Annotated in this window: 18 protein-coding genes and 1 pseudogene; all 19 read right to left on the reverse strand. The window is 59.4% G+C overall.

The window, feature by feature from the left end:
* Positions 1-38: 38 nt before the first annotated feature.
* Positions 39-743: a fimbrial biogenesis chaperone gene (locus ETEE_RS02610; protein ID WP_034166083.1), complete on the reverse strand. Its 705-nt coding sequence runs from the start codon at positions 741-743 to the stop codon at positions 39-41.
* 86 nt (positions 744-829) lie between these two features.
* Positions 830-1,402: a hypothetical protein gene (locus ETEE_RS02615; RefSeq protein WP_038631197.1), complete on the reverse strand. Its 573-nt coding sequence runs from the start codon at positions 1,400-1,402 to the stop codon at positions 830-832.
* A 489-nt stretch (positions 1,403-1,891) separates the two neighbouring features.
* Positions 1,892-2,403 (reverse strand): annotated as a pseudogene (locus ETEE_RS20765) (transposase); the annotation flags it as partial.
* 473 nt (positions 2,404-2,876) lie between these two features.
* Positions 2,877-3,458: a DJ-1/PfpI family protein gene (locus tag ETEE_RS02625; RefSeq protein WP_034164262.1), complete on the reverse strand. Its 582-nt coding sequence runs from the start codon at positions 3,456-3,458 to the stop codon at positions 2,877-2,879.
* A 12-nt stretch (positions 3,459-3,470) separates the two neighbouring features.
* Positions 3,471-4,325 (reverse strand): tagatose bisphosphate family class II aldolase, encoded by an 855-nt coding sequence (locus ETEE_RS02630; protein ID WP_034164261.1) that lies wholly within the window; start codon positions 4,323-4,325, stop codon positions 3,471-3,473.
* Positions 4,326-4,424: 99 nt separating this feature from the next.
* Positions 4,425-5,915, reverse strand: coding sequence for a DUF2264 domain-containing protein (locus ETEE_RS02635; RefSeq protein WP_034164260.1), 1,491 nt, complete (start codon positions 5,913-5,915; stop codon positions 4,425-4,427).
* 69 nt (positions 5,916-5,984) lie between these two features.
* Positions 5,985-7,616: a sulfatase family protein gene (locus tag ETEE_RS02640; protein WP_034164259.1), complete on the reverse strand. Its 1,632-nt coding sequence runs from the start codon at positions 7,614-7,616 to the stop codon at positions 5,985-5,987.
* Positions 7,617-7,630: 14 nt separating this feature from the next.
* Positions 7,631-8,860 carry an anaerobic sulfatase maturase gene (locus ETEE_RS02645; RefSeq protein ID WP_034164258.1) on the reverse strand — a complete coding sequence of 410 codons (1,230 nt, stop codon included), beginning with the start codon at positions 8,858-8,860 and terminating at the stop codon, positions 7,631-7,633.
* A 210-nt stretch (positions 8,861-9,070) separates the two neighbouring features.
* A complete protein-coding gene (locus tag ETEE_RS02650; RefSeq protein WP_034164277.1) occupies positions 9,071-10,120 on the reverse strand; it encodes a glycoside hydrolase family 88/105 protein in 1,050 nt (349 codons plus the stop codon).
* 132 nt (positions 10,121-10,252) lie between these two features.
* A complete protein-coding gene (nagA, locus tag ETEE_RS02655; RefSeq protein WP_034164257.1) occupies positions 10,253-11,407 on the reverse strand; it encodes an N-acetylglucosamine-6-phosphate deacetylase in 1,155 nt (384 codons plus the stop codon).
* 3 nt (positions 11,408-11,410) lie between these two features.
* The gene (gene agaF, locus ETEE_RS02660; RefSeq protein ID WP_034164256.1) at positions 11,411-11,851 is read right to left on the reverse strand and encodes a PTS galactosamine/N-acetylgalactosamine transporter subunit IIA; all 441 of its coding nucleotides are present in this window, start codon (positions 11,849-11,851) and stop codon (positions 11,411-11,413) included.
* A 69-nt stretch (positions 11,852-11,920) separates the two neighbouring features.
* Positions 11,921-12,811 (reverse strand): PTS system mannose/fructose/sorbose family transporter subunit IID, encoded by an 891-nt coding sequence (locus ETEE_RS02665; protein WP_034164255.1) that lies wholly within the window; start codon positions 12,809-12,811, stop codon positions 11,921-11,923.
* Entirely contained in the window at positions 12,801-13,571 is a 771-nt protein-coding gene (gene agaW, locus ETEE_RS02670; RefSeq protein WP_012849361.1) for a PTS N-acetylgalactosamine transporter subunit IIC, read from the reverse strand. Before agaW ends, ETEE_RS02665 begins: the two co-directional genes overlap by 11 nt.
* A 53-nt stretch (positions 13,572-13,624) precedes the next feature.
* Complete coding sequence (gene agaV, locus ETEE_RS02675; protein ID WP_034164254.1) at positions 13,625-14,122, reverse strand: PTS N-acetylgalactosamine transporter subunit IIB; 498 nt, start codon at positions 14,120-14,122, stop codon at positions 13,625-13,627.
* Positions 14,109-15,305 (reverse strand): SIS domain-containing protein, encoded by a 1,197-nt coding sequence (locus ETEE_RS02680; RefSeq protein WP_034164253.1) that lies wholly within the window; start codon positions 15,303-15,305, stop codon positions 14,109-14,111. The genes agaV and ETEE_RS02680 overlap by 14 nt, the downstream gene beginning before the upstream one ends.
* A 13-nt stretch (positions 15,306-15,318) precedes the next feature.
* Complete coding sequence (kbaZ, locus tag ETEE_RS02685) at positions 15,319-16,599, reverse strand: tagatose-bisphosphate aldolase subunit KbaZ (protein WP_034164252.1); 1,281 nt, start codon at positions 16,597-16,599, stop codon at positions 15,319-15,321.
* A 49-nt stretch (positions 16,600-16,648) separates the two neighbouring features.
* Positions 16,649-17,428 (reverse strand): transcriptional repressor AgaR, encoded by a 780-nt coding sequence (agaR, locus tag ETEE_RS02690; RefSeq protein ID WP_255640309.1) that lies wholly within the window; start codon positions 17,426-17,428, stop codon positions 16,649-16,651.
* Positions 17,429-17,627: 199 nt separating this feature from the next.
* Positions 17,628-17,864, reverse strand: a complete 237-nt coding sequence (locus ETEE_RS21140; protein ID WP_144242789.1) for a hypothetical protein — start codon at positions 17,862-17,864, stop codon at positions 17,628-17,630.
* 244 nt (positions 17,865-18,108) lie between these two features.
* Positions 18,109-19,014 (reverse strand): DUF808 domain-containing protein, encoded by a 906-nt coding sequence (locus ETEE_RS02695; RefSeq protein ID WP_034164251.1) that lies wholly within the window; start codon positions 19,012-19,014, stop codon positions 18,109-18,111.
* Positions 19,015-19,051 lie beyond the last annotated feature (37 nt).

Below are 19,051 nucleotides of genomic sequence, written 5' to 3' on the forward strand. Positions count from 1 at the left end.
AACGCAGGCTGCTGTCTGACAGACGATGGGTAATTTCCTTATCTGGCCGGGCGCAGGGCAATCTCCTTTTTATACTGGTCAGCAAGGTCAAAAAAGGTCACCTTACCCCGGCTCAGATCGGCAGTGGCCGGGACAGTAATCTGCTTGTCATTGCCGGGGAGTAAGATGGCTTCGCTGTAGCAGGAGCCACTGTCGGCTTTCCTGTCTGCGGCGGGACAGACATCCAGGATCAGGCGCAATACCTTATTGGTCGGGTTACTGAAGTTAATCTTCTGGTTACTTAGCCAGGCGTGTGGCTCTCCGGTAATACGCTGGCTGCCGGGGATCAGATACCACGACTTATAGCCAATGGCGATGGCGACATTGCTTTTTTCGCCCTGCTCCTGCTGGCGTAAACTGTCGGGAATAAAGCTGACGCCAATAATACGGTCGTGCGGGGTAATTTGAGCGGTACGGATAACCGAGACGCGTAATTCCCCCTTAGCGTCAATAACGATATCCATCGGATCAATATAGAGCGGCCATGTTAAAAAATCATCCGTGGAGAGCGCGCTCTCCTGATAACGCCCATTCCCCGCACGCTGTAATTCGCTTAATGAGACCGCAAGGTAAACCGGCTCGTCATCCGGGTTTTTTAAGGTAAAGTAACGGCTGTTTTCACTGTCCACCTTAAACATGGAATCAACGGTGAAGGCATAGGCATGATTGATGATAAATAAGAATGGCAGGATCCACTTGTACATTGAAATCACCCTGGAGACAGCGACAAATTATCCGGCGATATATTCATCACCGGATAGCATTACATACTGGAAATAGAATTTAATGATTAAGGCGCAGCAACCAAATCAACCGCGAAAACCACCGGCGTGGTAAAGCTGACGCTGCTGCCGGCATCATAGCCATCACGGGTTACTTTCGCGTACAGGCCGAGGCTGATGGGACGGTCGTTGCCAGGGTCGACAACGTTAATGGCGTTTGCGCTGCCCACCTTGAGCGCATCATTGTTGAGGGTGATCAGGATCTGGTTATCCCCGGGCGCGGCCGCGGTGTCCTGCAAAGCCAGCTGACGGCTCCCCTTAAACCCGACGGCGATGGGAGCAGAGGCCAGATAGGCGTTGATACCGTTAATATTGCTATCGGATTGGATATAAAAGGTGACGGGAGAAGAGGTGGTCAATGTCAGCTTGTTGTCGTTTGTGTCAACCGCGGTGGTAAGCGTCTGGGGGGCGGGAATAAAATCGGCCCCCAGGGCATCGACGAACTTCCAGTCGGAGGCTAACCTCTGGGCGGGAATGGTCCCCTGCCAGGTAAAGGTCAGCTGACCGTTAGTGACCACGGCAGAGGCATACAGGGGGGCAGCCAACAGTGCGGCTAAGGCCAGTTTTTTTGTGAAAGACATTTTATCTACTCCATATTTAGCACTTGGGATAATATAAATTGATTTTATTCACTGATAACCCTCAACCAACGTTCTACGTTAATTTAAACGTTCGTTTCATGGCTTGATAAAGCTAAACTGGGCAGGCGCCCTCATACTGATATTATGAGGCCGATAAAGTAAGTGTATATATTAAATTATTTATATTATATCAGCAGACAGAAACTATTGCTATGGACGTCGACACCCCCAACACCATCATATTGATTATTAACACATATAGCCATTTTTATCATCAACCCTCCAGTATTGTTGACGCCATAATCTTTCATAATTATGGTATTTCCGATATGGGAACAATGCCTATATTTTTTTATTTTTTAATATGTCACGTTAGTTATATCGGCATAAGCACTCAGACAGATGCATCATAAATAAGCGCGATAAACTCTTCAGAATGGAAACGATATTTATGAGTTTGATATAATAATGAGAATACTATAGGCAATATTGATTTTTACGCAGGATACCCCACTCACGGCGATAGCCATGACTCGGCATATCGCTGATAATATCGAGGATGTCCGACAGGATTTCAGCGTCTGCTTCGTCATTACGCCGGTTACAACGCCTCTCCTGCCAATCAGGCAGAACGTTTAATCCATAGTGATAGCTGCGCACGCGACACGCTTACGGTGCGCTGACCTGTGCCATTCCCCATCCTTTGGCAGCAAGGGCGCGTACGCTATCCATTTTCGCGACTGACCGTACTCCACGGTCTCTTTGAGGATCTCAGCCTCCATCGCCTTCTTATCCAGAAGGCGCTGTAGCTCCCAAATCTGTGTTAGTTCAGCTGCAGTCTCAGAGGCAGGAACGACGTCCTCTCCAGCCGCAACGGCAGTGAGGTTGCCTTCCTTATATTACTTCTTCCACTTCAATAGCAGACTGGGCTGAATACCGTGCAGACGTGCGACGTGAGAGACATTCGTGCCTGGCTCCATCATCTGCTGGATAATGGCGATGTTCTCCTGAGGCGTCTTACGTTTACGGACAGGATCCCGGCCATCTCAACATTGGCGTTGGTGTTAGACATATATTCAAGCCTATCTCTTATCTGGAGATACAGCTACTGTCTGGTGTTTCAGGGGGCGACTACAGCAGCCAAGTAAATTAACTTGTTCATCGTATCCTTAACTCTTTTTCATATTATTGACTGATGGGTAACCCGCGCGTTGCCGTCATGATACCCAGGCCATAGCGCATTGACGCCACACAGCGCCGACGCCGGTGCGATCGGAGGCCGCCGCTGGCATAGAGATATACTACGCGGGCTAAAGTTTCATTTTATTACGCACCTTCACAAAATCACATCAAATAGAAATCAAGCGAAAGAGATGAAAAGAAAGGATGGCGCCATCACATAAGCAAAAAAAACGGTATCTCCCGTAGGCGATACCGTCGCAGTAAAATAACCCCCAAAACCTTCGGCAATCGATCAATATTCCGTTAACGGCCAGCGACGAAAATAGATATGGCTGGCCTGAGCATCTACCTTGGCAACGTTGTCTGCCAATAAATGGCGGGCGACGGTAAAGGCAAACTCAAAACTGACGCCCAGTCCCTTGGCCGAGATGAAGCGGCCATCGACCACCACGTCCCTATCCACATACTCGCCGTCGGCGAAACGCTCGGCCAGCTTGTCTCCGGTGCTGTAGCGCCGCCCCTCAAGCAGGCCATGGGCGGCCAGCACTTTGGCACCGGAGGAGCACAGCGCGCAGATATATTTATCTGCCGCAATGTGGCGGCGTAAAAAGGCGACCACGTTGGCGCTGGCGTTAAGGCGGTCGGTGCCCTGCGGCCCGCCCGGCATCATCACCGCGTCGTACAGCGTCTCCAGGCGATCGGCCAGCAGCGCATCGGCCCGGATAGGGGTTTCAAAATAGCTGTTCAACGCCAGGCTCTCCTCGCAGGAGAGGATCTCCACCTGAATATCCAGGCGACGCATGATGTCGATAAACACCACCGCCTCACCCTCTTCAAACCCGTGTGCCAACAGGACGGCAACCCGTTTCGTCATGCTCAGTGCTCCTTACAGCTGCCCGGCGCTGCCGCAGATGCGGATCTTCTGTTCCACCACCTGCCGCATCGCGGCCTTACCCGGTTCCATATAGTGACGCATATCGTTCGCCGCGGGATGGCTGGCGAAATAGGCTTTCACCGCGTCAGAGAAGGCGATCTTCAGCTCCGTCGCCACGTTGACCTTACAGATCCCCAGCGAAACGCAGCGCTCGACATCCTGATCCGGGATGCCGGAGGCGCCATGCAGCACCAGCGGAACCTCGGTCTGACGGCGGATCAGGGCCAGTCGGTCAAAGTCCAGGCGCGGCGCCTCTTTATACATGCCGTGCGCGGTGCCGATAGCGATGGCCAGGGAGTCGATGCCGGTCGCCCGGGCGAACTCGGCCGCCATCGCCGGATCGGTATAGCTGCCGTGCGCCGCGTCGACCACCAGATCGTCCTCCTGGCCGACCAGCCGGCCCAGTTCGGCCTCAACGGTGCAGTCCAGGCGGTGGCAATACTCCACCACCCGGCGGGTCAGGGCCACGTTCTCCGCAAAGGCGTGGTGCGAGGCGTCGATCATCGCCGACCGGACGCCGCTCGCCACCTTGGCGCAGATATCCTCATAGGATTCGTGGTGGTCCAGGTGCAGCGCCAGCGGAATACGGTATTCACGCGCCGCCTCGCGGCAGATATCCACCAGATAGGCGACGCCGGCGTAGCTAAAGGTACCGGGCGTGCCGGCCAGGATCACCGGAGATCCCATCTGGGCCGCCGTCTTGGCAATGACCTGAATGGTCTCCAGGTTGTGAATGTTAAACGCCGGTACCGCGTACCCCTTGGCCTGCGCCTGCAGCAGCATATCCCGGGAAGAAACCAAAAACATCGTCACACCTCCGCATCTTCATCTGCTTTCATTTAATCATTAAAACAAAATAAAGAAAACATTCAAAAGATAATAAAAGTGTGACATTGACCGGCGAAACTAAAAGTAAAGATCCATTTTCGAACTGTAGCAGGTCACGCCCTTGCGCAGCAGGTTGTTTTTTGGCCGTTCAGCGCGTCCCGTCAGGCTCTCCAGCAGCCACTGCCAGGGCCGCTGGCGCTGCAGGCGGCGGCTCAGGGGGCCCTGCGCCTTGGTATAGTCGTGCAGGAACAGCGCCACGCTCTCGCCGGTCTCCTGACAGCCCAGGAGCTGCACGCCGATCGCGTCGATCCGGTGCGAAAAGTCGCCCCGCTCCACCGGCAGCGGCAGCGACGCCGCCTGCCACAGCCCGCTTTGCGGCGCACTGTACAGCGCGATATTCAGCGCGCGCAGCGACCAAAAGCTGCTGGCCGGCCCGCTGTAGTTGTCCACCAGACGGGCATCATCGGCAAACAGCCCCTGGGTCGGTGCGCCGGCCCGCATCGCCCCGTTGGCGATAAAGTAGCGCAGCGTCACCTCCAGCGCCCGTCGCGCGCAGCCCAGGCTGTGCGCCGTCGGCGCCTGGCTGGCCTCCGCCAGCAGCGGCGCGGCGGCGGCCAGTCGATAGCAGGCGCTGCGTCCGAAGAAGGCGATCCCCTGGGGGGTAATCAGGTGACGGTAGCCGTCGTTAAACTGGCGCAGGGCGTCGTGAATAAAGCCCCGATCAAGCTGCGGATCGATCTGATCCAGCCAGTACAGGGAGTAGTGGAATCCCCAGGCGTTGTAGTAGTCATAGTTACCCCGCGCGCCGTCGCGGAACCATCCTTCGCCGACATAGAATGCCTTGATGCGCTGATACTTTTGCTGGTCTATCTCCCCTTCGCCGCTCAGATCACACAGCACCGCCTCTACCGTCAGGCCGAACAGGTGCCAGTTGTTGTCCACCGTTTGACGGGTCGGCACCTGACGAAACCAGGTCAGGATCTGCGCGCGCCCGCGCGTGTCGAAGCGCGACCAGACCCACGTCTTGCTCAGCCACAGCGCCAGCGCCAGATCGGCGCTCTCGCAGATGCGCTGATCGTAGTCGTGCAGCGTGCCCCAATAGCCGGGATGCGCCGGATCGGTGCCGGCCAGAAACGCCCGGCTCAGCATCTCGGCAATGTCCCAGCGCTGTCCGTTCAGCCCCGTCAAGACGCCGTCCCGGCCCTGCGCCGCCGCACTGTGCAGCCAGGTCGCCAGGGTCGGTAGCACCCGGCTGCACCCCTCCATGGCGTCGGTGCGGGCATTCTGCTGGCTGGGACGGCCGGGGTAGTAGGCGTGGGTATAATCCCACACCGCGTAGTGGTCGAACGCCTCCGCCACGTAGCGCACCAGCGTGTCGCACTGGCGCTCCAGCGGCTGGCTATCGTCGGCAAAGCAGGCGCGCAGGGCGGCGTCGTTGCGGGTATAGGCGCGTTTACGCCAGCGCAGGCGGATCAGACGCTCGCGCAGCAGACGCAGGTACATCTGCGCATCGGGGTGCTCATAGGGAATGATCGGACGCGGTGCGCCCTCGATTTTCTTCTGCGCCATGCAGACTCCTCCGCTCAGAAAAAAGTCAAAAAAAGGGCAGCGCATACGGCGCTGCCCCGCTCAGGCCCCTCAGCTGCGGGCCGACTGCTCCAGAATATGGTAGCGATCCTGTCCCCAGGCGACCGGCTTGGGCTTGGTCTTGATCCAGTCGTGGTAGGCCGCCTTCATCTCGGCCACCCGCTGCGGATACTTGGCTGCCAGATCCTGGGACTCCGCCGGGTCGAGGCGATCGTTGAACAGCTGCACCCGATTGCTGCCGTCGTCATAGAAGTAGAGCGTCCACTCCCCGTCGCGTACCGCCCAGGAGGAGGGCGAGAGCTTCTCCAGGTTGGGATTCTTCGGCGGCATCGGCGCCTCATAGGTGATCCACTTCCAGTAGTCGAACCAGAACGGCTGGTTCTCCTCGCTGTAGTGCTTGGCGCCCGGCCCCGCCCAGAACAGGTAGCGGTGCGGTGACGTCTGCGCCTTACCGCTCAGCTGCGGTAGGATGTCGCGTCCGTCCACCTTCATGGCATCGGGAATGGTGATCCCGGCGGCCTTCAGCGCCGTGGGCAGAATGTCGATGGCGCTGACCATCACGTTGCTCTGGGTGCCGGCGGGGATATGCTTCGGCCAGTAGGCGACGAACGGCACGTGCACACCGCCGTTGAACATCTGCCCCTTGAAGCCGCGATCCATGCCGTTGAGTGGCATCGGCGACTCGTGCACCGCTCCGTTATCGGAGATGAAGAAGATCAGGGTGTTATCCAGCTCCCCCAGCGCCTTCAGGCGTTCGATAATCTGCCCAATGCCCTCGTCGGCGGCGTTGACGGCGGCGAAATACTTGTCCGCCTCGGCGTTGCCGGTATGGAATTTATCCATATAGCGGGCCGGTGAGGCCTGCTCCAGCGGAATATGGGGAACGCTGTAGGCCAGGCTGATGAAGAAGGGCTTGCCCTGATGATCGTCGAGAAACTTCAGCGTCTCGTTGGTCAGGTTATGGGTCAGGTAGCCCGGCGCGGCAATATTCTTGCCATTCTGCCAAATCGCCGGCGAGTTCCACAGCGCCGCGCCGGAGGCGTAGTAGCTGTAGGAGTAATCGAAGCCGCGCGACTCCGGGCCATAGCCCGGCGCGCTGACGGAGATCATGTTGTCGTGATAGTCGCGGGTCTGATCGGCCTTATCGACAAAGTTCTTCTTATCGATGCGGGCGTTGTGCCACTTGCCGATATTGGCGGTGGCGTAGCCGTTTTCCTGGAACAGCGCCGGCAGCAGCGTGATGTCCAGCGGAACGCCGAGCATGGCATCGTCGTTGCTGTAGGTGCCGAAGCTGGCCGGATAGCGCCCGGTGAAGATACCGGCGCGCGACGGGCCGCACACCGGATGGGCGACAAAGGCGTTGGTCATTTTCACGCCCTGATTCGCCAGCTGGGCCACGTTGGGCATCGCCCGGCGCGCCGCATCGATCATCTTGTCCAGATCGCCCTGGTAGCGCGCGGCCACCGGACGTTTGCCCAGCGCCTGGGTATCCAGCGCATCCAGCGCAAAGTCCAGCTGACCGGTGCCCAGATCGTCCATAATCACCAGCAGGACATTGGGGCGGCTGTCGGTCGCAGCGGCGGCGGCCGACACCGCCGACGCTGACGCTGACGAGGCACCGCACAAACAGGCAGCGGCCACCAGCCCTGCCAACTGCTTCTTCTTGCTACTGAAAAACGTCATTGCCAACTCCGTTGTTATGCATGCTTAAGTAAAGGCATCACATCCGCCGCCACCCCCCCGCGTCGGATCACCGCCTGCATCATCTGCATCGCCTGGGCGGTATGAGTAAAAAAGTGCAAGTAGGAGGGGCACAGGTAGTTGTGCCGGTGGCGCTCGTCGGGTAGCCCCATCATGCGGTGTTTGGGACAGCCCCCCTGACACAGCTGACGCACCGAACACTGCTGGCAGCGCGTCGTCAACTTATCCTGCTTAGCCTGGCCAAAGCGCTGCTGGCGCGCCGACGTCGCCAGCGTCGCCAGCGAGGTATCGGCAACGTTGCCCAGGCGGTTGGCCGGGTAGACGAAGTGGTCGCAGCTGTAGACGTCGCCGCTGGCTTCAATGATCAGCGCCTGGCCGCAGGTGGCCGACTGAACGCAGGTCGAGGCCGGATAGCCCATCCATACCCCGAGCAGGCTGTCGAACTCACGCACGTAGTAGCGCCCAACGTCATGCGCCACCCAGGCATCGAAGACATCGGCCATAAACGCGCCGTAGCCGTGGGCCGGGACGCTAAAGGGCGCCATCTGCGGCGAGGCCGGCGGTGAATAGTGGTGACCATGGCCGCAGCCGATGGACGCATCGACCTCCACCAGCGGAATAAACTGCATAAAGGTCGAGCCCAGCGCCTTGAGCGCCTCATAGGTCTGACGCCCCTTATCCCAGTTCTGATCGTTCACCACCGTCAGGGTATTGAACTCGACCTGATGGCTGCGCAGCGTATCGATGGCGCGGCAGACGCGATCAAACGTGGGCTGCCCCTGCGCGGCGATACGGTAGCGGTTGTGCACGGCTGCCAGCCCATCCACCGAGACGCCGATCAGAAACCCGTTCTCGGCAAAGAAGTCGGCCCACTGGCCGTTGATGGCGATCCCATTGGTCTGAAAGCTATTGGTGATGGTCTTGCCGCCGGCATACTTCTTCTGATACTCCACCGCCCGCTGATAAAACGGCAGGCCGGCCAGCATCGGCTCGCCGCCCTGCCAGGCAAAGTCCACCTGCTCCCCCGCGTGGGACTGAATATAGTCACGCACGTAGCGTCGCAGCGTCGCGTCGCTCATGGTTTCCGCCGAGCGCGCGCCGGCCTGCTGCGGCACCACCTCCTCTTTTTCCAGATAGAAGCAGTAGCTGCAGCGCAGATTGCAGCGATAGCTCGCCGGCTTGGCCATCATATGGAAGTGGGCTTGCTGTGACGGAGAACGCGACATGGGAGAGACTCTTATTTAAAACGATGTTTCTTATTTTACGGAATACAAGGAAAATAAGTGATGCGTAAAATCACAATACCGAAAAAAAACGAAAGATATTAAACAGAGATACGTAACCAAAGAGGCAATCACGCGCCGATTCATTAACCGATGAAAATCAATGAAAGAAAAGCCCGGCACTACGCCGGGCCGTAGATTCAGCGCTGCGGATCAGGCATACAGCGCCAGCATCGCGCTGCCCGCCAGCAGATAGGCGCCCGCGCCGTAGTCAATATTGTGCTCCGCGCTCACGTCGCGCGGGTTGAACGCCGGCAGCTGTACCCAGCCCAACATACCGTTGTCATGAATGCAGCCGCGCAGCGCCGACCAGGCGCGCTCAACCATCGGCAGATAGCGTGCGCGATCCAGTATCCCCTGCTGGATCCCCCAGGCCACGCCGTAGCAGAACAGCGCGGTGGCGCTGCTCTCTGGCGCCGGGAAGCGCTCGGGATCGCGCATGCTGGTGCGCCAGAAGCCGTCCGCCTGCTGATAGTCGCTCACCGTCGCCGCCAGGGCGCTGAACATCGCCAGATAGCGTGGGCGGCTTGGGTGATCGGCCGGCAGGTGCGCCAGGATACGCGGCACCGCGGCCAGCACCCAGCCGTTGCCGCGGCTCCAGAAGACCTTCTCGCCGTTCTCTTCGCGCAGTTCGCCGCCCTTGCCGTCGGGAATATAGCGGTAGTCGCGGTAAAACAGCCCGCTCTGCGCATCGAACAGATGCTCGACCGCATCCCAGAAGGCGACGTCCATATAGTCGGCATAGCGGCTATCGCCGGTGCGCGCGCTGAGGGCGGCAAAGGCCGGCGGCGCCATGAACAGCGCGTCGCACCACCACCAGTCCTCGCGCCCCGGGCGCGGCTCATCCACCATCACGCCCAGGGACTTGATGGTCGGCTCCAGCGCCTCTGGCTGATTCACCAGGGGATAGACATCCAGGTAGGCCTGACAGCACACCATATCATCGGCGAAGCGGGCGTTAGGGCCGGTGCGGAAGCCGGTATGCAGGGTGTAGTTCATCACCCCGTCCAGATAGGCCGTATCGCCGGTGGCCTGCCAGGCGGCGGCGACGCAGGACCAAAATACGCCGCGTTCCCAATCGGTATCCTTGATGAAGCGCGTCTTGCCGCTGCGGCGTATCACACTGCGTGTCTGGTTGGCCGCCTGATAGCGGTACACCCGCAGCATGTCGCGCAGAATCTCTTCACGTGTTATCGCAGTCATTGCATTATCCTCGCTGAGCCCGCTCATCTCCGCGCTGGCGATGACTCCCCCGCGGGCCTTCGGTTTACCGCGGTCATGGTTGGCATGGCCGCGTCTGGTTGTGTCGGGGCAAGCGACGCCGCCCGCCGGCGCTCAGGCCGGGCGTCGATAGGCGCACTCGCCGTTAATGTAGGTCTCCGCCACCGTCATGGCCGGATCCACCGCCGTAAAGCTGGCGGTCGCGCCGGGGCGGATCGCGCCCAGGCTATCCTGTAGGCCGAGATAGGCTGCCGGCACCGCCGACGCCATCTGCACCGCCTCCCAGGCCGGAACGCCGGCCAGGGTGACCATGTTACGCACCGCCTGATCCAGGCTACAGGTGCTGCCCGCCAGCGAGCCGTCGTCGGTACGCGCCTCGCCGCGGTGCACCGTGATCTCCTGGGCACCCAGGCGATAGCGCCCCTCGCCCAGTCCACCGGCACGCATGCAGTCGGTGATCAGCGCAATGTGGCGGTAGCCCTTCATCCGGTAGGCCAGATTCAGCATCACCGGGTTAACGTGGATCCCGTCGGCGATCAGCTCCGCCAGCATATCCAGATACAGCACCGCGCCGCAGCAGCCCGGCTCCCGGTGGTGCAGGCCAGACATGCCGTTATACAGGTGCACGCCGCAGTCGGCGCCCAGCGCATGGGCCTCTTCGACCTGGGCAAAGCTGGCCGCGGTATGGGCCACGCCGACCTTGACGCCGCGCGCCCGCCACCAGGCGATCGCCTGCATCGCCGCCGCAGACTCCGGCGCCAGCGCCGCGCGCAGCAACGTGCCCGCGCTGGCCTGCCACAGGGCCTCCAGCGCCGCGCCCTCGGGAGCGCGCAGAAACGCCTCCGGGTGCGATCCCCGGAAGGGGGCGGTAAAGTGCGGCCCTTCCAGAAAGCTGCCCAGCAGGCGGGCACCCTGCGCTTGACCGGCGGCGATAAACGCGCCGACCTGCCGCAGCGCCCGGCAGACATCCTGCTGCGGAGCGCTGACCGTGGTGCCGACCCAGGCCACCACGCCGGTCTGCGGCAGCGCATCGGCGATGGTCTGCAGCGCCTGCGGCGTCGCATCCATCACGTCGGCGCCGGCGCGGCCGTGAATGTGTATATCGATAAGCCCCGGCCACAGGCTGTGACCGGGCAGGTGTACCCGCCGGGCGCCCGGCGGTATCGGCTGACCGACGCCGGTGATCACGCCGTCATCAACCAGCACGGCGACGTCCCGCTCAATCCCCCGAGGGGTAAATACGCTGTCGGCCAGGTAGGCGGTTAACATGGTTTACAGTCCGTCGCTGGCTTCACACTCGGCCGGGGCCATCGCGGCCTCCAGCGTCTGGCGCATGTTCTGTACGCTGCTGGCGCCAATCTCCTGCAGAACGGCCACCAGCTCCGCCAGCGTCGCACCGTCGCGCTCAAAGGCGGCGTTGGCGATCATCGGTAGGTTGACCCCGGCTAGCACTTCAACGCCCTCGCGGCGCATCAGCACGTTCAGCGCGCGGTTGCACGGCGAGCCCCCCGGCAGGTCGGTCAGGAACAGCACCCCCTCCCCGTCGTCGACCTCATCGGCCGCCTGGCGCAGCGCCTCCTCCAGATCGTCGGTCGACATGGATTCCACAAAATCGATAAAGCGCATCTGCGGCTGATCGCCGGCGATGGCGTGCACGGCGGAGGCCATGCCAGTTGCAAAATGGATGTGCCCGGAAATGACAAGACCAATCATCGTATTACCCTTACAGCTTACTCATCGGGAACGCCCCGCCCGGCATCAGGCCGCGGCGGGGCGCAGTGGTTACAGGATGCCCAGCAGATGACCGACAACGCCGGCCGCCAGCGTGGAGAAGATCAGCACCGGTGGCTTAGCCCAGAAGCCGGTCCCCTTCACCATGCGGAACATAAAGAACACCAGCAGCAGCGGCAGCATGTTCGGCATGATCTTGTCGAACAGGGCGCTCTGCAGATCCACCGTCTTGCCCCCCAGCTCTATCGACGCCGTGGTACTGAACCGTATAAAGGTGGCGCACAGCGCACCGATGACGAAGATACCCATGATGTTGGCGGCGCGCGCCAGCTTCTCCGTCGCGTCGCTCATGCTGACCATCGCCGCCGTACCGGCGCGGTAGCCCATGAACATCAGGCCAAAGTAGACCAGGAAATGCACGATCTGATACAGGATGAAGAACACGAACGGACCGGCAATGGAGCCGTCGATGGCGATGGAGGCACCCAGCGCCAGGGTCAGCGGCATCAGCGTCATGTGGTCAATGGCGTCGCCGATCCCACCGGTCGGCCCCATGCCCGCCACCTTCATCACGTTGATGGTCGACGGCTTCTCTTTGTTCTCCTCCATCGCAATGGCGGTGCCCAGCAGGAAGGTGAACAGCTTCGGACTGGCGTTAAAGAACTGCAGATGGTTCTTCAGCGACTTGGCCAGATCCGCCCGGTTATTGCCGTGGATCTTCTTCAGCGCCGGGATCATCGAGTAGGCAAAGCCGCCGCCCTGCATACGTTCGAAGTTAAAGTTGCCTTCCATGAACAGGCCGCGGAACGCGCACTTCCACAGATCCTTCTTGGTGATAACCTTGCGGACCTCGCCATCCTGATAGGCATCAACGTTGTCGACCAGGCTTGCGGCCTTACGCTTTTCATCCTGCGCCGGGGAGATAATGACTTCAGATGCCATCTTCGAATTCCTCTTTAACCTGCTGCTGTGAATTGGTCTTATTACCGCTGAAGAAGTAGTACAGCACCGCGATGGAAGCGCCGAGGATCGCCACGGCCATGATCGGCAGCTTCAGGTAGGTGGTCATGACGAAGCCGATGAAGAACACCCCGGCCATCTCTTTGGACCACATGATTTTCAGCAGCATGGCGAAGCCGATAGCCGGAACCATCTTGGCACCGATGCCCAGCCCTTCCAGCAGCGCCTTCGGCGTGTTCTGATCGATCCACTCGGCGGCGTGCTCACCGAAGTAGACCGTGGCAAAGGCGATCACGAAGTACAGCATCGAGCGGGTGATGATGGTGCCTATCAGTAGGCGGGAAATGCCGCCGGCATCGGCCTGTTCAGCGCACTCGTCCGCTTTACCCATGGTGAACGCGGTCAGCGCAAAGAAGCCGATGACGATCATCTGCATCAAGACCGCGATCGGCATGCCGACCCCCATGGCCACCTCCGGGGATTGGCCGGTCATCACGGCGAAGGCGACGGCGGCGATGGTACCCATGGTCACATCCGGCGGCTGCGCCCCGGCGTTCGGCACCAGACCCAGCCAGGCCAGCTCCAGGGTGGCGCCGGCGATCAGCCCGATTTCCATATTCCCCATGATTAAACCGACCACCGGGCCAGTAATTAATGGACGGTGAATATTTAATGCAACGTCGTATTTATCGATACCACATAAGAATGCCCAGATGGCAACCAGGGTAGCTTCGAAGACCATAAATATATTCCTTAGACGGAGTGTTACAGCGGGGGAATAATCCCCCCGCTGAATTAGGCGCTTTTAGCCAGTGTCAGAATATCAACCGGTGACTGATCTGGCGTATTCTGCACGGTGCAGGAAACCCCCAGATTGATCATGCGACGGAAGGCGTCCAGATCGCTGTCATCAACCGATACCGTCTTCGCGATTTGGCGCTTACCCTCATGGAAATGCATATTACCGATATTACAATGGGTAATCGGCACGCCGCCCTCAACCAGGCGTGCGACATCGCGCGGGTTATTACACAGAATAAAAATTTTCTGGCGCGCGGCGGCTTTGTGAATCACATCGATGGTTTTTTGAATGGTAAAGAAGCGCACATCATATTCACCGCCGGCAGAGGCTTTCATCCCCGCCTGCATAAATGCCGCGCTATCGCCTTCGGCCGCGTCATCGTTAGCCACCAGAATCAGGTTGGCCTCCGTATGTTTACCCCAGGTAATGCGGATCTGCCCATGCAGTAAACGTTCGTCGATACGAGTCCAGACAATATTAGGCTGATTCATAAATTTTCCCTTCGAGTGATTTTTCAAAACCGTAAATAGTTACGCCCTGAACAACCCGGTTAATTTCCCCAGTCGGAGATGGGTTATCCGGTGAATTGCCAACGGCGATTGAATTATGGAATGCAAATGCCTGTGCCAACATCAAATACGCAAATAACAGTCCAATGTCATCGCTTTGCGCTACGCCCGGCACAATAATATGCCGACCGGCAGTTACCGTATTATCTTCATAGGCGGATACAGCAATAATTTCGCGTGCAACATTATCGCTACGAAGCTCTTTCAGCAGGTCGAGATCGTACTTACGCGTATAAGGATTGTTAGAAATAAAAACGAAGATTAATGTTTCGTTGTTAACTATTGCTTTAGGGCCATGACGGAATCCCAACGGGGAATCGAACATCGCAGCAATTCTTCCTGAGGTTAATTCCAGCACCTTCAGTGCCGACTCCTGAGCCAATCCTTGTAATCCTCCGCTACCCAGATAGATAACGCGCTGATACTGCCCGGCCCGGATATTATCTACAAATTGGCGGTTTATTTGTTTGAACCAATCCGCACTTTTTTTACAAAATTCTTCGATATCTTTCGAATATTTATCAAGACCGGCAAAAATCGTAACTGCCGCCATCATCATGGAAGAGAAGCTGGAGGTCATCGCCAGCGACTGATCGTTGGTCTCCGGCGGCGTCAGCACCGCCAGCGCGTCTGGGCTGTTCTGGCAGAAACGATACAGATGACCGTCCGGATTACAGGTCAGCACCAGATGGCAGCACTGGGTCAGGCACTCGGAGGCCACCTGCAGCGCCGCGACGCTCTCCGGGCTGTTGCCAGAGCGGGCAAATGAAACCAGCAGGGTCGGAACATCTTCGCTCAGATACTGCTGCGGGCAGGAGACCAGATCGGTGGTGGCGATCGCCTCCATCCGGCGCGGCACATGGCGTGACAGCAGCGGCACCAGCGCGCGGCCGGCAAAGGCCGAGGTGCCCGCGCCGGTGAAGATCACCCGCGCATTATCGGCGGCCAGCGCACGGCGCAGAAACGTCTCGATCTCCGTGTGCATGCCGCTGACGATCTGCTGGGTCTTCTCCCAGCATACCGGCTGTTGCTCAATCTCTTTCGCCGTCCATGTCGCGCCGAGACGCTGCAGCGCGTCCAGGTCATATCCCATATAGTGTTGCATAGTCACGTCCTAATTAGTTACGCAGGCAGGCCTGCGCGTAGCCGGATAAAATCTGTTTGATGTGCGCCTTGACCAACGCCTCAGGCTGCAGCGCCAGAGCGCCTTCGCGTACGGCGGTGAACTCGCGCGGCAGATACTGGCTGAGCAGCGGATAAGGGATCGGCGCCTGGGTCAGGTTGTGGAACAGCGTCTGCTGCGCCGCCTGCACCGCCGGCGTCGGCCAGTAGTAGCGAATACGGTCGCTGAAGCTGTAGCGACGGGCGAAACGCACCTGTTCGTCGCTGCCGCTGTAGTATTTTTGCCAGTTCTGCGGGGCTTCCAGCATCGCCGTTTCAATCGCCTGGCGCAGACCGGAACACTGCTCCGGCCCATACATCTCCTCTTCGATGTGGCACAGGCTGAACAGCGCCTCGCGCAGGGCGAAGGTCAGCGCCGGGCCGACCTTCAGGATCGCAAAGTGGTTGTCCACCAGCTCGCGGTAGGCGCGATCGGTCTGGTAGTCGGTGGAGTGAGCCTCGAACACCTGGTGCGGGTAATCCTCCAGCACCTGGCTGAGCGCCTGGGCCTGCTGCGGGCGAAAATCGATCACCCCGGTATGGTCAAACTCGACGCCCGGCTGTACCACCAGGCCGATGACGCGGTTCCAGCACTCGGCGATCCCGGCGTGGGCAAAGGCCGCGCGGTGACACTCAATGGTCTGGCGCGCCGCCTGCGGCGAGGTGACCTCCAGCGTGTCGATGTGCTCTTTGGCGCCGCCCGGCACCGGCACTTCGGTACCGATAACGTACACCAGCTGGCTGCGGCCAAACTGTTCGCGCGCGGTACGCTCGGCGATGGCGGCCAGGCGCGCGGCGCGCTCGGCGACCGTGGCGTCGCTCAGCGGCAGCGGATCGTCGGCGCAGGACATGCTGCAGTCGAGGTGGATTTTTTGGAAACCGGCGGCCACGTAGGCGGCGATCAGGGTGTCGGCGTGAGCCATCGCCTCGGCGGCCGGCAGGTGCTGCCAGCGGTTAGGGCCCAAATGGTCGCCGCCCAGGATCAGGTTGGCTAACGGGAACTGCAGTAAATCAGCCTGGCAACAGACATAGTCGCGAAAGTCGGCCGGCGTCATCCCGGTGTAGCCGCCAAACTGATCCACCTGGTTGGAGGTGGCTTCGATCAGCAGGAGCGAATCGTCCTGCAGCGCCTGCTCCATCGCGGCCTCAATTACCAGCGGATGGGCGGAGCAGACTGAATAGATACCGACCGGCTCACCGGCCTTGTGACGCTGTACGAGCTGTTCTAACTGATGCATCAAAATACTCCACAATAAACACGGGCCGGTTTACCGTGGAGTCAGCGCGTCACTTCTCTTTTTCAGCGATAATCACTTCAACGTGCGCTTCCCGCAGACGCTCGACGTACTCGTCGGGAATGCCGGAATCCGTGACCAGAATATCGATATCAGCGAAGTCCCGGATCATGTGGTAGCCGCGCTTGCCGAACTTGGTCGAGTCGGCAACGGCGATCACCTGATCGGAAATCTCACACATCAAGCGGTTAAGACTGGCTTCCTGCTCATTGTGTGTGGTGATACCCGCCCGCAAATCGAAGCCATCCACCCCGAGAAAAACCTTGTCGAAACAGAAGTTTTTCAAACAGGCCTCGGCCTGCGAGCCTGAAAAAGACATTGCGCTCTTACGTAACACCCCGCCGGTGCAGACCACTTCCACTCCCGGCGAGGAGACGAGCTCCACGGCGACATCCAGACCGTTAGTCATGACCACCACGTTCTCCAGGCCCCGTAGGTGCCCGGCAATCTCACGGGTCGTCGTACCAGAATCCAGAATCACCGCGTCACCGCTGTTAATCAGCTTGGCCGCCGCCAGACCTATCTGAGACTTCACACCGCTGTTGCGGTGGCGCTTCTCGTGGACGCTCAGTTCGGCGATCACCCCGGTATTGGGGATTGCCGCGCCGTGCGAACGCACGATGTAGCCGTTCTCTTCCAGAAAAGTCAGGTCACTGCGGATGGTGACGCTTGAGACGTTAAACCGTGCGGCCAACTCCTCAACGCGTGCCTTCCCTTGGGCGGTCACCACGTTGAAGATTTCCATACGCCTTTCGATTGCTGCCGCTTTCACTTTTGTCCCCTTACGAAACCGGTTAAAGCGAACTTCAACAGGCCTCGACCTAAGATTAATAACATTACGATTGCTTTCAACACAAACAACCGAAAAACATGATTGCTTTCACAAACTTTCGAATAACAGCCAAAGACTTTCAAAATGATCCCGCTCACAGCCTGTCCGCGGCGCGGCGCCGCCCGCAGCCGGGCACACGCTACGCCAGAGAACAGAGACAGACCCCGGCATCTCCCGCCGCAGCGGCGGTCATGCCCTGTTTCTGCGCATCAGGCTGCACACTGTCATGGTAGCAAACGAAAACCATCTTCTTCGTTAAGTTACGCAAAAAATGAAATAAAAAACAAATAAAAGCGATCGGCGTAAAAACATACAACGACGGCGTGCCTGGAGGGGAGAAAACGCCCCAACCCGTCACATTACGCGTGCTTTTCATCCCAGATAACGCTTTGTCCGCTATTTATCCAAAGATTACCCCCGGAAAGCAAGCGTTAAATCCGCCGTCCGCGACGCGCTGACGCCGCCAAACGCCCCGCTATCGGAGAGAGATCGACAATACCTTTCAAATACCTTCACGGCGATGCGAAAATAAAAACAATCAGATATCGGCAATAACACAGAAAAAGGAAAGGAAGGAAAAACCAGAGGATGGACGGGGCGGCGACAGCGCCCCGCCGTGGTCAACGACGCAGCAGACGCCGCGCGCCGAGGAGCAGCGAGACCAAAAGGCCCCCCAGCAGGATACCGAACAGCATATTCAGCAGCGACGGCCCGATGCCGCCCAGCAGCATCCCAACGCTGGGCAGCCCAACGGCGGACTGGCTCAGGGCCGCGATGCCGTGATGCAGCCAGGGCAGTCCGTGAACCACGATGCCGCCCCCCACCATAAACATGGCGGCCGTACCGGCCACCGACAGCAGGCGCATCAGCCAGGGCGCGGCATTCAGCAGCCCCCGTCCCAGGCCGCGCGCCAGAATCCCCGGGCGGGCGCTCAGCCACAGCCCGGCGTCATCCAGCTTCACGATCAGCGCCACCAGGCCATACACGCCCAGGGTCATCACCAGCGCGATGCCGCACAGCACCAGCACCTGCTGCACAAACGCCGCGCTGGCGACCGTACCCAGCGTAATCGCTACGATCTCGGCGGAGAGAATGAAGTCGGTGCGGATGGCCCCCTTCACCTTCTCACGCTCATAGGCCTGCATATCGTCCGGCAGCGCCGGCTCGGCGTGCTGCGGCGCCTGCCCGCGCTGCAGCCACTGATGGGCCAGCTTCTCAGCCCCCTCGTAGCACAGAAAGGCGCCGCCCAGCATCAGCAGCGGCGTAATCAGCCAGGGCGCCAGGGCGCTGATCAGCAGGGCCAGCGGCACCAGGATCGCCTTGTTCAGCAGGGAACCGCGCGCCACCGCCCACACTACCGGCAGCTCACGATCGGCGTTGACACCGCTCACCTGCTGCGCATTGAGCGCCAGATCGTCACCCAGTACGCCGGCGGTCTTACGCGCCGCCATCTTACTCATCAACGCCACATCATCCAGCAGTGAGGCGATATCATCAATCAGGGTCAATAAACTGCTGCCGGCCACCGTCAGTATCCTTGCAATAACATTAACGTGCTCATCA

This window comes from Edwardsiella anguillarum ET080813 (genome assembly GCF_000264765.2).
In the GTDB taxonomy this organism is placed as follows: Bacteria; Pseudomonadota; Gammaproteobacteria; order Enterobacterales; family Enterobacteriaceae; genus Edwardsiella; species Edwardsiella anguillarum.

Excerpts from the sequence above, each read along its gene's own strand:
- ETEE_RS02610 (WP_034166083.1), bottom strand. The coding sequence starts at position 743 with ATGTACAAGTGGATCCTGCCATTCTTATTTATCATCAATCATGCCTAT.
- ETEE_RS02615 (WP_038631197.1), bottom strand. The coding sequence starts at position 1,402 with ATGTCTTTCACAAAAAAACTGGCCTTAGCCGCACTGTTGGCTGCCCCC.
- ETEE_RS02625 (WP_034164262.1), bottom strand. The coding sequence starts at position 3,458 with ATGACGAAACGGGTTGCCGTCCTGTTGGCACACGGGTTTGAAGAGGGT.
- ETEE_RS02630 (WP_034164261.1), bottom strand. The coding sequence starts at position 4,325 with ATGTTTTTGGTTTCTTCCCGGGATATGCTGCTGCAGGCGCAGGCCAAG.
- ETEE_RS02635 (WP_034164260.1), bottom strand. The coding sequence starts at position 5,915 with ATGGCGCAGAAGAAAATCGAGGGCGCACCGCGTCCGATCATTCCCTAT.
- ETEE_RS02640 (WP_034164259.1), bottom strand. The coding sequence starts at position 7,616 with ATGACGTTTTTCAGTAGCAAGAAGAAGCAGTTGGCAGGGCTGGTGGCC.
- ETEE_RS02645 (WP_034164258.1), bottom strand. The coding sequence starts at position 8,860 with ATGTCGCGTTCTCCGTCACAGCAAGCCCACTTCCATATGATGGCCAAG.
- ETEE_RS02650 (WP_034164277.1), bottom strand. The coding sequence starts at position 10,120 with ATGACTGCGATAACACGTGAAGAGATTCTGCGCGACATGCTGCGGGTG.
- nagA (WP_034164257.1), bottom strand. The coding sequence starts at position 11,407 with ATGTTAACCGCCTACCTGGCCGACAGCGTATTTACCCCTCGGGGGATT.
- agaF (WP_034164256.1), bottom strand. The coding sequence starts at position 11,851 with ATGATTGGTCTTGTCATTTCCGGGCACATCCATTTTGCAACTGGCATG.
- ETEE_RS02665 (WP_034164255.1), bottom strand. The coding sequence starts at position 12,811 with ATGGCATCTGAAGTCATTATCTCCCCGGCGCAGGATGAAAAGCGTAAG.
- agaW (WP_012849361.1), bottom strand. The coding sequence starts at position 13,571 with ATGGTCTTCGAAGCTACCCTGGTTGCCATCTGGGCATTCTTATGTGGT.
- agaV (WP_034164254.1), bottom strand. The coding sequence starts at position 14,122 with ATGAATCAGCCTAATATTGTCTGGACTCGTATCGACGAACGTTTACTG.
- ETEE_RS02680 (WP_034164253.1), bottom strand. The coding sequence starts at position 15,305 with ATGCAACACTATATGGGATATGACCTGGACGCGCTGCAGCGTCTCGGC.
- kbaZ (WP_034164252.1), bottom strand. The coding sequence starts at position 16,599 with ATGCATCAGTTAGAACAGCTCGTACAGCGTCACAAGGCCGGTGAGCCG.
- ETEE_RS21140 (WP_144242789.1), bottom strand. The coding sequence starts at position 17,864 with ATGAAAAGCACGCGTAATGTGACGGGTTGGGGCGTTTTCTCCCCTCCA.